The sequence below is a fragment of the Gammaproteobacteria bacterium genome, from assembly GCA_029862005.1.
Lineage (GTDB): Bacteria > Pseudomonadota > Gammaproteobacteria.
Map to the genome: position 1 here is coordinate 66197 of JAOTYD010000008.1, position 11479 is coordinate 77675.

General features: G+C 55.7%; 11 protein-coding genes. 9 read left to right on the forward strand and 2 right to left on the reverse strand.

What is annotated here, in order from left to right; translation table 11 throughout:
- Positions 1-8 precede the first annotated feature (8 nt).
- Both OES20_07675 and moaA read right to left on the reverse strand, forming a co-directional pair.
- Positions 9-872 carry a formate dehydrogenase accessory sulfurtransferase FdhD gene (locus OES20_07675; GenBank protein MDH3634569.1) on the reverse strand — a complete coding sequence of 288 codons (864 nt, stop codon included), beginning with the start codon at positions 870-872 and terminating at the stop codon, positions 9-11.
- Between the two features lie 25 nt (positions 873-897).
- Positions 898-1908 carry a GTP 3',8-cyclase MoaA gene (moaA, locus tag OES20_07680; protein MDH3634570.1) on the reverse strand — a complete coding sequence of 337 codons (1011 nt, stop codon included), beginning with the start codon at positions 1906-1908 and terminating at the stop codon, positions 898-900.
- Between the two features lie 194 nt (positions 1909-2102).
- On the opposite strand from moaA, the gene ald reads away from it, so the two are divergent.
- The 9 genes from ald (at position 2103) to fdh3B (ending at position 11425) form a co-directional block, all read left to right on the forward strand.
- Positions 2103-3215, forward strand: coding sequence for an alanine dehydrogenase (gene ald, locus OES20_07685; protein ID MDH3634571.1), 1113 nt, complete (start codon positions 2103-2105; stop codon positions 3213-3215).
- Positions 3215-4039 (forward strand): carbon-nitrogen hydrolase family protein, encoded by an 825-nt coding sequence (locus OES20_07690; GenBank protein MDH3634572.1) that lies wholly within the window; start codon positions 3215-3217, stop codon positions 4037-4039. Before ald ends, OES20_07690 begins: the two co-directional genes overlap by 1 nt.
- A 320-nt stretch (positions 4040-4359) precedes the next feature.
- On the forward strand, positions 4360-4893 hold the full coding sequence (locus OES20_07695) for a DUF3305 domain-containing protein (protein MDH3634573.1): 534 nt from the start codon (positions 4360-4362) through the stop codon (positions 4891-4893).
- Complete coding sequence (locus OES20_07700) at positions 4890-5480, forward strand: DUF3306 domain-containing protein (GenBank protein ID MDH3634574.1); 591 nt, start codon at positions 4890-4892, stop codon at positions 5478-5480. Before OES20_07695 ends, OES20_07700 begins: the two co-directional genes overlap by 4 nt.
- The gene (locus tag OES20_07705; protein ID MDH3634575.1) at positions 5477-7042 is read left to right on the forward strand and encodes a 4Fe-4S binding protein; all 1566 of its coding nucleotides are present in this window, start codon (positions 5477-5479) and stop codon (positions 7040-7042) included. Before OES20_07700 ends, OES20_07705 begins: the two co-directional genes overlap by 4 nt.
- A 20-nt stretch (positions 7043-7062) precedes the next feature.
- Positions 7063-7665, forward strand: a complete 603-nt coding sequence (locus tag OES20_07710) for a molecular chaperone TorD family protein (protein ID MDH3634576.1) — start codon at positions 7063-7065, stop codon at positions 7663-7665.
- 44 nt (positions 7666-7709) lie between these two features.
- On the forward strand, positions 7710-7913 hold the full coding sequence (locus OES20_07715; protein MDH3634577.1) for a twin-arginine translocation signal domain-containing protein: 204 nt from the start codon (positions 7710-7712) through the stop codon (positions 7911-7913).
- Positions 7914-7929: 16 nt separating this feature from the next.
- A complete protein-coding gene (locus OES20_07720; protein ID MDH3634578.1) occupies positions 7930-10818 on the forward strand; it encodes a formate dehydrogenase subunit alpha in 2889 nt (962 codons plus the stop codon).
- Positions 10819-10831: 13 nt separating this feature from the next.
- Complete coding sequence (fdh3B, locus tag OES20_07725; protein MDH3634579.1) at positions 10832-11425, forward strand: formate dehydrogenase FDH3 subunit beta; 594 nt, start codon at positions 10832-10834, stop codon at positions 11423-11425.
- The last annotated feature ends 54 nt before the right edge of the window (positions 11426-11479 follow it).

Genomic DNA, 11479 nt, shown 5'->3' on the forward strand with positions numbered 1-11479 from the left:
AGTATCGGCTAGCTTGCGCTCTTGCGTACCGGCCGGGCTGGCGGAATCTCGTCGAACTCGATCAGTTCGCCACCGTGGTAAACCAGGAAATGCCGACCCTTGGCCCGGGCGATCAGGGTTACCCCGACCTGCTGTGCAATCTCGAGACCCATGGCAGTAATCCCGGAACGCGACAGTAAAACCGGTATCTCCATTAACGCGACCTTGATGACCATTTCCGATGTCAGGCGCCCGGTAGTGTAAAAGAGCTTGTCATGTCCCTGCAGGTCGTTGAGCCACATGTAACCCGCGATCGCATCGACCGCATTGTGCCGGCCGACATCCTCGATAAACTGTTCGATACCCTGGGATTCACTGCACAGGGCGCAACCGTGTACGGCACCGGCATTCTTGTAAATTTCGTTGAATTCATTGAGCTGGTTGAGCAGCGCGTAAATCGCAGATTGCCTGAGTGCCGGCGGTTGCAGCGATATCTTGTCGATGTCCTCCATCAAGTCGCCAAATACTGTTCCCTGGCCGCATCCGGTGGTGACCGTTTTACGACCGAGCTTGGCGTCGAGATCTTCGATACCATCGTGCGTGGTAATTGCGACCGCCTCGGCCTCCCAGTCAACCTGGATCGCCTTGATCGCCTCGATATCATCGATCATCCGCTGGTTACGCAGCCAACCCAGGATCAGTAACTCGGGGTGATTGCCGAGCGTCATCAGGGTAACGATTTCACGCTTGTCGAGATATATCGTGAGCGCGCGTTCCACGGCTATCGCGCCTTCCACCGGCTCGTTGTATTCGTTGCAGGCGATAACATTGGCCGTGGCCTTGAGGCCGGCATTACTGAGTTGGGGAAGGCGTCGCTGCGGGACGGAAGTCATGGGATAGGCCCTTGGGTAAAAGGTACTAACCGCCGGTGAGATTCATGTGGCGCAGCAGTATTTCCTGGGAATTGAGGTTGAAATCATGTCCCTTCGGCTTGATTTGCATCGAGTCGATGATAGCCTGCTCGAGCGCTTCCGGATTACCGGGATTGGCCCGAATAACATGGCGCAGATCAAGCGAATGCTCCTGCCCCAGGCATAACAGCAGGCGCCCCTCTGCAGTCACACGCACGCGATTGCAGGATTCGCAGAAGTTATGGCTGTGCGGCGAAATAAAGCCAACCCGGGTATTGTCTTGTTGGGTGAGCTGATAATAGCGAGACGGGCCTGCAGTAGTCATTGTGCTGGGTACGATCTCGAAGTGTTGTTCGAGATCTTCGAGAATCTGGTCGCTAGAATAATAGGCAACGGCACGGTCATGATGGTCGTTCTGGCCGAGTGGCATTTCCTCGATAAAGCTGATGTCGATGCCGCGATCGATACAATAGTTTACCAGGTCGAGAATTTCGTCATGGTTGTGGTTTCTCAGTACCACGGTATTTATCTTGATCTGATCGAAATTGCAGGCGATTGCCGCGTCGATGCCATCGAGTGTCTTTTTGAGTTCGCCAACCCGCGTCATTTCACGGAAGCGTTCCGGGCGTAGCGTATCCAGGCTGACATTAATGCGCGTCACACCGGCGTCCTTTAAAGGGCGCGCATACTTCTCGAGCTGGGTTGCATTGGTGGTCAGCGTCAGGTCACGCAGGCCTTCGCTGGCACCCAGGTTGTTGAACAATTGCATAATATTTCTTCGCACCAGTGGCTCGCCACCCGTGATACGAATCTTGTCCACGCCGAGTTTGATAAAGGCCCTGCCCACGCTTTCCATTTCTTCGAGCGTCAACAACTGTGTGCGCGGCACGAATTTCATCTTTTCCGGCATGCAGTAAACACAGCGCAGGTCACAGCGGTCAGTAACCGACAGACGCACGTAACTGACCGTGCGCCCGTAGCGGTCGATGAGCTGGTTCTGTGGAGTTGTCTCGGCCATGGGACGAGCTATTCTAGCAACGATCACGTGATTTAGAAACGGCAGAATTGTTAGGGTCTTTACCCGGTTGAGTCCGCGTCAATGGTGGAATTCACAAGCCCTGGTTCTGGTACAGTAAATTAAATTTGCTGGCACTAGTTCGCATCTGGTAGCTCCATATACTTTGCGCATTCTTACCCACCAGGACCGGAGTCATGTTGATAGGTGTTCCCAAGGAAATCAAGAACCACGAGTACCGCGTCGGGATGGCACCCGCGAGTGTGCGCGAGGCGATAAAACACGGCCATAAAGTGATGGTCGAAACCAATGCCGGCGACGGTATCGGTGTTAGCGATGCCGAGTACGAAAAAATCGGCGCACAAGTCGTCGATTCACCCGAGGAGATATTCGCCAGTGCCGAATTAATAGTCAAGGTCAAGGAACCGCAGGCCGGGGAGAGAGCGATGTTGCGCGAAGGCCAGGTTCTGTTTACCTATTTGCACCTGGCACCGGATCCGGAGCAGACCAAGGACCTTCTGGCGAGCGGTGCGATTTGTATCGCCTATGAAACCGTTACCTCCCCCCATGGCGGCCTGCCTTTACTGGCGCCGATGTCGAAGGTGGCCGGACGCATGGCGATCCAGGCCGGCGCCTATTGCCTCGAACATCCGCATGGCGGGCTTGGTATGCTGCTCGGCGGCGTACCCGGCGTCGATCCGACCAAGGTCGTAATCCTGGGGTCCGGTGTGGTCGGTACCCATTCCACCCATATTGCAGTCGGCATGGGCGCCGATGTCTGGGTCCTCGATAGTAATCCCGAGGCGATCGAGAACCACTGGCGACAGTTTGGTCGCAGTACCAATTCGGTATTTTCGACCGATGATGCGATCGAGCGCCACGTGGTCGAGGCCGACCTGGTGATTGGCGGGGTTTTAATCCCGGGCGCCGAGGCACCCAAGCTGGTTACGGCGCAAATGGTCGAGGATATGAAGCCCGGTGCGGTCATCGTCGATGTCGCGATCGACCAGGGTGGCTGTTGTGAAACTTCGCGGCCAACCACGCATGCTGATCCGACCTACATCGTCGATGACGTGGTGCATTACTGCGTCGCCAATATGCCCGGTGGCGTGCCGCGCACGTCGACTTACGCGCTCAATAATGTGACCCTGCCGCATGTCCTCGCACTTGCCAACAAGGGCTATCGGCAGGCGCTCAAGGATGATCGCTGGTTACGTGATGGTTTGAACGTACACAAGGGCAAGATTACCCAGCGTGAGGTGGCTCGAGATCTCGACTACGACTATCAAGATCCGGAAAGCCTGCTGTAATGAGCCGGTTTCGCGCAGCATGCGTGCAGAATACCGCGACCCGCGATATAGCGACCAACGTTGGCTGGGTTTGCAAGCGCATCGACGAGGCTGCTGCTGCGGGCGCTGATTTTATCACGTTGCCTGAAACCGTGGGTTTAATCGAGCCGGTCAATGAACAGATTCCAGCGTCTACCTACCGCGAAACCGAGGATATCGGCCTGGCTGCCTTTAGAGGGAGGGCAAGTAAGCATGGCGTTACCATCCTGGTCGGTTCGCAGCTGATACTCGAAGATGGCAAGATATTCAACCGCAGCTTCCTGCTGGACACGACCGGAGAGATTCGCGCCCGTTACGACAAGCTACATATGTTCGATATCGTACTAAAACACGGGGAGTCCTATCGTGAATCGGATGCCATCGCCCCGGGAGACACAGCGGTCATCGTCGAAACCGAGTGGGGCAAGCTGGGTTTATCGATTTGTTATGATCTGCGATTTGGTGCACTTTACCGCGCTTTGGCGCAGGGCGGGGCCGAATTCATCACGATTCCGGCCGCCTTTACGCAAACCACCGGCCAGGCGCACTGGCATACCCTGGTGCGGGCGCGCGCAATCGAGACCGGTGCGTTTATCATTGCCCCAAACCAGTGTGGACACCATTGCGACAAGCGCTACTCTTATGGACATTCGCTAATTGTCGATCCCTGGGGTGAAATCCTGGCGGATGGTGGCGCGGAACCTGGCCTGATTTACGCGGATATCGATCTTGGCCAGGTGCAAAAAGTACGTGACCGAATCCCTTCCCTGAAAAACGAGCGGCCTTTTACCCTCGAGCAGCAATAGTCAAGCTGTCATTCACACGTAAGCGGCCCCCCGCGTACGCGGGGTTGGCGTCCCGGCATCATTCGTGGTTCGGCTATACGAGCAGCTGCGATGCGACGACCAGCCGGATGACTGATATTCTTACAAAGGCGGATGGAAAAAATTTTTGACGGGCAAAAATGTATTCCGCCCGCTGTGACCGGCGTGCTGGCGTTACCAGGATCGGTAATACTTGATAGGAGGGAGAGGAAGCATTGATTTTACAGGCGGTATGACTTGCGCTTTGACAGCATAGCTGTGGTATAACTGGGGGTCCTATTAAGACGATATTACTGTTAGCGATGGAAAAAATGGATCTGGAAGACTTCGACCAGGAGCTTCCCGACCGCATGAACCTCGCGGTGATCATGGAAAAACAGCCCTCGACACACCCCTGGGCGGAGTTTCGCTACGATGCGATCGGGGTTGTTGTGCACGACGGCGAAGAAAAATCGGTATCCCGGATTTACCAGGATGGCGAGGTCGAGCATTTCCTCGTCACTGGTCTGGATCTGCAGTTGCATCTCGACGAATGCGAAAGTTACTACCACAACCTGATGTCGCCCGAACCGGGTTGTTTCATCGTTGCCGATCAGCCCGATACCAGTGACGAAATGCCAATACCCTACCTGGTTTCGCTAAGTTTCGACGAGGTTCACGCCTACCTCGAAGGAGACGAACAGATTTACTCGGTGCCGATTCCGCCGCAACTTTACCGCTGGGCAGAAGCCTACGTATTGACACACTATGTCGCGATCAAGAAAACCAAGCGCAAGCTTAAAAACTGGCACCAAACGGAAAAGCCCGGAACGACCTCCGGGGGCAACCGGTCATGACCGAGGACAGCAAAGAGTCGGTTTTACTGCGCTGGTCGCGGCGCAAGCAGGAGGCCGTGCAGAGCACCACCGGCGTCGGCGAAGACGAACCGAAAGAAACACAGGCCAGCCTTGACACCACAGCATCAACCGAGACCGAGACAGCCCCGGTACTGACCGATGCCGACATGCCGCCCATCGAATCGCTGGATGAAAACTCCGATTTCAGTGGCTTCATGTCGGAAGGCGTCAGTGACGAACTGCGCAACCTCGCGTTACGCAAGCTTTTCAAAGCGCCGGTTTTCAATATTCGTGACGGCCTCGACGAGTATGACGAAGACTATACCTTTTTCGAGAAACTCGGCGACGTGGTTACCTGTGATATGAAACACCATATCGAAATGAAAGAGCAAGAGGAACGCGAAGCCCGGGCGCTGGCAGCCGAACAGGATGCCGAAGGTGAGATAGAGGCCATGGAAGCAATTGAGGATGACGAAGATCTTGAGGCCATGGAACGCATCGAGGATGCCGATATCGCTGATAAGAAGTCCGAAATCGTATCAAATGCCGACCTGCAACCCGAAAATAACCAAAGTGCGGACAAATGAGTAACATCGATGCGCGAAATCAGGCGCTAAAGTCGCGTGATGCTTATGAATTCGAGCCGACCAGCCTGGTGTCATACCAGTCTTCCGGCAAGATAATCGCGCTCGGTGACGACGAGGCCCTGCAAAAATGCGCTGAATTACCGGAAACGCTCGCTATAGACAGGATTTCGACCGCTGCTGGCGGGATCCGGATCGACGGCTATCTCGGCGCTTTTGTTGTCAGCGTAAACGATCAGAAAGGTAACCCGGTGGCCCACCAGGGCGACGCGATTCTCGATCTGAATGAAACGCCATTGCTGGCGCGGGAAATGCTGCCCCCGGGATATTTCCATGTGCCTGCGCGGGACTGGGGCAAACCAGAGCTGGTAGACGAACTGGCTGACTTGCCGGGCGAGTTTCAAAAACCCAAGTATTTCGATTATGACGCGTCGATTTGCGCGCACGGCGTGAATGGCAAGATTGCGTGCCGGCAATGTATCGACGCCTGCCCGGCGGAAGCGATCCAGAGCCTGGTGGACCGGATCGAGGTCAATCCTTACCTGTGCCAGGGTGGCGGCAGTTGCACCACGGTTTGCCCGTCGGGTGCGATCCGTTACCTGTACCCGACCCTGCGCGACAATGGCAAGCGCATGCGCGACATGCTCAGGATTTACCAGGAGCAGGGCGGCAGTCGCCCCATTATTTTGTTCCATAGCGAGAGTTACTCGCCCGAAATGTACCTGCAGCACTATGACAACCTGTTGCCGCTCGAGGTCGAGGAGCTAGGCAGCGTTGGCATGGATTTGTGCCTGTCGGCACTGGCCTATGGTGCCATGCAGGTGGTGCTGTACGTCGATGAGCAGGTGCCGGGGAGTACCCGGGCCAGCCTTGCGGCCCAGGTCGAATGGAGCGAGGCGCTGCTGGTCGGTGTCGGGATGGATGGAGCCTGCATTTCGCTTTGTACCGCTGATGCGCCACTGCCGGAAATCGAAGTCGCGCAAAATGTCGAGATGGCGATACACGATGTGCCCCCGGGTAAGCGCAATGCGATATACCAGGCGCTCGATCATCTCGTAACAAGCCTGAAGCCTGCACCGGACCAGGTTGAGCTGCCAGCATCAGCACCCTTTGGTGAAGCCGCTATCGATGCCGCAAAGTGCACGCTGTGCATGGCCTGCGTGGGGTCCTGCCCGGGCCGAGCGCTGCAGGATGGTACCAACCGCGAAGTGCCCGAGGTTTTTTTCATCGAAAGCAACTGCCTGCAGTGTGGCGCCTGCGTGCAAACCTGCCCGGAGGACGCGATAAGCCTGCAACCCAGGCTGCTGTTTGATCATGAAACGCGAAACCGGGCGCGTGCCCTCAACAGTGACACACCGTTCGTGTGCATTGCCTGTGGCAAGCCGTTTGCATCCACCTCGGTAATTCACAAGATGCTGGAAAAACTGAAGGATCACCATATGTTTGGCAGTCAACGTGCGCTTGATCGATTGAAGATGTGTGACAATTGCCGCGTGGTCGATATCGTTCAGGATCCCGATGCGATGGGTGGACAGTTTGATCCGCAAAAGGGCTTTCGTCAGTAATCCGTCGTGATGAACTAACCATGTCAACCACCGGCGAACCAACGATCGAACCGGAACAGCGTTACCGGGCATCGGCCTATGCGTTGCTGGCGGCCTTGCTGAGGGCACCGCCGGAGCAGGCCTTGCTGGATCACGTGGTGGAGCTGTCACCGGAAAGTGACCCTGAATCCGATGAACTCTCGCTGGCAATGGCAGAGCTCGCAGGCGCTGCCCAGAAGGTGCGTCCGGCCGACCTGGAAGATGAATACAACCGCCTCTTTATCGGCCTTGGCGGGGGTGAAGTCGTTCCCTACGGATCCTGGTACCTGACCGGTTACCTGATGGAACAACCGCTGAGTGATTTGCGTGATGACCTGCGTGCGCTCGGTTTTGAGCGCAATCCGGATGTTAGTGAGCCAGAGGACCACGCTGCCGCGATCTTCGAGGTATTTTCCGTCATGATCACAGACTCGGTAGATCTCGAGCGTCAGCGAGCATTTTTCGAAAGGCACATGAAAAGCTGGATATCGCGCTTTTTTGACGATCTGAGCGAGGCGAAATCGGCAGATTTTTATGGATTCGTGGCGCGATTTGGAGTAGCCTTCTATAGTTTGGAAAAAACTTACCTATCTATGCAGATATAACATTATAACGATTGAACTCTAAGAACCCTGTGGAGGAGAAAGACGTGAAATACAACAGTCAACCGAAGGATCAGGAACGCAGAGCATTTATCAAAAAGTCCACGTTAGCCGGAGCGGCCGTGGCAGCCACGACGATGGCCGGCAGCGCCGTCGCCCAAGTCAGCGATGAAACCACCGAAAAACCAGTCCAGAAGGGTTACCAGTTAACCTCGCACGTCCTCGACTATTACAAGTCAGCTGGCATTTAACCTGGGGAGGAAGCACATGAAAAAATTAATCAAATCATCGTCCAGCGTCGATAAATCAAAAGTCGCCAGGCCTTGCAAGTCGGTGCCCGGGGCAATTAGTCGTCGTACCTTCTTAAGAAATTCGAGCCTGATGGCGGGTGGCGCGGCGCTCGCGACCACGGTGTCGCCGGTGATGATGAAAAAAGCCGATGCGGCGGTTGCGGCCGGCGGTAAAATCGAACAAGTCAAGACGATTTGCACGCATTGCTCGGTTGGTTGCGGCATTATCGCGGAAGTTCAAAACGGCGTCTGGACAGGGCAGGAGCCGGCTTTCGATCATCCTTTCAATAAGGGCGCGCACTGCGCCAAGGGTGCGTCGATCCGTGAACACGGGCATGGCCCACGTCGCCTCAAGTATCCAACCAAGCTGGTTGACGGGAAATGGAAAAAGATTTCCTGGGACGAGGCGATCAATGAAATCGGCGACAAGATGCTCGAAATTCGTGACAAGTCGGGTCCCGATTCGGTGTTCTGGCTGGGTTCTGCCAAGCACAGCAACGAGCAGGCTTACCTGTTCCGCAAGTTCGCGGCCATGTGGGGCACCAATAATGTCGACCACCAGGCGCGTATCTGTCATTCGACCACGGTTGCCGGGGTAGCAAATACCTGGGGCTACGGTGCGATGACGAATTCCTACAATGATATCCATCATTCCAAGGCAATATTATTGATCGGTTCCAACCCGACCGAAGCGCACCCGGTCGCGTTGCAGCATATCTTCAAGGCCAAGGAAGAAAACAATGCGCCGGTGATCGTCATTGATCCGCGCTTCACCCGTACCGCAGCGCACGCCAATCACTATCTCAAGATTCGTCCCGGCACCGACGTGGCGATTATCTGGGGCATGATGTGGCATATCTTCGAAAACGGCTGGGAAGACAAGGAATTTATCCGCCAGCGGGTTTACGGCATGGATGACGTCATGAAGGAAGTCAAGAAGTGGAACCCGGCCGAAGTCGAACGCGTTAGCGGTGTGCCGGAAGACCAGGTTTATGCAGCCACCAAGGCGATGGCGGATAACCGTCCCGGCACCTTCATCTGGTGCATGGGCGGTACCCAGCACACTATCGGTAACAACAATACCCGTGCTTATTGTGCGTTCCAGCTGGCGCTCGGTAACATGGGCGTCTCGGGTGGCGGCGCCAATATATTCCGCGGCCACGACAATGTCCAAGGGGCCACCGATCTCGGTGTACTTTCCAACACCCTGCCCGGGTACTACGGTCTTTCCGCGGGTTCGTGGAAGCACTGGTCGCGCGTCTGGGACCTCGACTACGAATGGATCAAGGGCCAGTTCGATAGCGGTAGCTACGAGCAGAGCAAGGGTAAAGATGTCCCGGTCATGAATACCAAGGGAATTCCGGTATCACGCTGGATCGACGGCGTGCTCGAAGACAAGGCAAACATTGCCCAGAAAGATAACCTGAGGGCAATGTTCTTCTGGGGTCACGCGCCCAACAGCCAGACTCGCGGCGTCGAGCAGAAAAAGGCGATGGAAAAGCTCGAGATGATGGTCATCGTCGATCCTTATCCGACCGCATCAGCGGTAATGCCGGACCGTAAAGACGGAATCTACCTGCTGCCGGCATCGACGCAGATGGAAACCTACGGTTCGGTGACAGCTTCCAACCGCTCGTTCCAGTGGCGTTCGAAAGTCATCGAGCCACTGTTCGAGTCACTGCCAGATCAAACCATTATGTACAAACTGGCGAAAAAACTGGGTCTGGCCGATCAACTGTTCAAGAACATCAAAGTCAACGGCGAGGAACCACTGGTTGAAGACATCCTGCGCGAAATCAATCGCGGCATGTGGACCATCGGTTACACCGGCCAGAGCCCGGAACGTCTGAAGAAGCACCAGGAGAACTGGGGCACCTTCGATTACGACACCCTGAAAGCCGAAGGCGGTCCCGCCGACGGCGACTACTACGGCCTGCCATGGCCTTCATGGGGACCCCCGGAAATGAACCATCCGGGTACGCCGAACCTGTATGACACCTCCAAGAACGTGGCGGATGGTGGTTTGACTTTCCGCGCCCGCTTCGGGGTAGAACGTAACGGAACCAACCTGCTTGCAGAAGGTTCTTATGGTAAAGGTTCTGATATCAAAGATGGTTATCCTGAATTCAGCGCCGATGTTTTGAAGAAACTGGGCTGGTGGGATGACCTGACCGCGGCAGAAAAGAAGGCGGCCGAGGGCAAGAACTGGAAAACCGACCTGTCCGGCGGCATTCAGCGGGTCGCAATCAAGCACGGCTGTTCGCCGTTCGGAAACGCCAAGGCCCGAGCGATGGTCTGGACCTTCCCGGATCCGGTGCCCATTCATCGCGAGCCGTTATACACGTCGCGACGTGACCTGGTCGAGAAGTACCCGACCTACGAGGATCGCAAGTCGTTCTGGCGCCTGCCGACGCGTTACAAGTCGATCCAGGCCACCGATTTCAGCAAGGATTATCCGATAATCCTAACCTCCGGACGACTGGTCGAGTACGAGGGCGGTGGCGACGAAACCCGCTCCAACGCCTGGCTGGCCGAATTGCAGCAGGACATGTTCGTGGAAATCCATCCACGTGATGCCAACAACGCCGGCATCAAGGATGGCGACGATGTCTGGGTCGAAGGCGCCGAAAAGGCCAAGGTCAAGGTCAAGGCGATGGTAACGCGCCGGGTTGGTTCCGGGGTCGCTTTCATGCCGTTCCACTTTGCCGGGCATATGCAAGGCGAGAACCTGCTGGATAAATACCCGGAAGGCGCGGCACCCTACATCCTGGGTGAAGCGGCCAATACGGCATTTACTTATGGCTACGATTCGGTGACGCAGATGCAGGAATCGAAATGCAGCCTTTGTCGCATTACGAAAGCTTAAGGGGGATTGAAAAATGGCTACTATGAAATTTTACTGTGATGCGGAACGTTGTATCGAATGTAATGCCTGCGTAACCGCCTGTAAAAACGAGCATGATATCCCCTGGGGCGTTAACCGCCGACGCGTGGTTACGATCAAGGATGGCGAGCAGGGTGAACGCTCACTTTCGGTCGCATGTATGCACTGCTCCGATGCGCCTTGCGCTGCAGTCTGCCCGGTGGACTGCTTTTACACCACCGGTGACGGCATCGTTTTGCACGACAAGGACATCTGTATCGGCTGCGGTTACTGCTTTTACGCCTGTCCGTTCGGGGCGCCACAATTCCCCGAATCGTCAGCCTTCTCGTCGCGTGGCAAGATGGATAAGTGTACTTTCTGCGCCGGTGGTCCGGAAGATGACCACAGCTCCGAAGAGTACAAAAAGTATGGACGCAACCGGCTTTCAGAGGGTAAGTTGCCGTTGTGCGCAGAGATGTGCTCCACCAAGGCCTTGCTGGCTGGCGATGCAGACGTACTCTCGGATATCTATCGCAAGCGCATCATCAATCGCGGCGCCAGCGCCTTTGACTGGGGTGTTAACTTTAACAACACCAAGATCCAGGGTTAATAATACGCAGGCATAGAAATGAGATCGATACAGGGACGTATCGAGGTTCGCCCG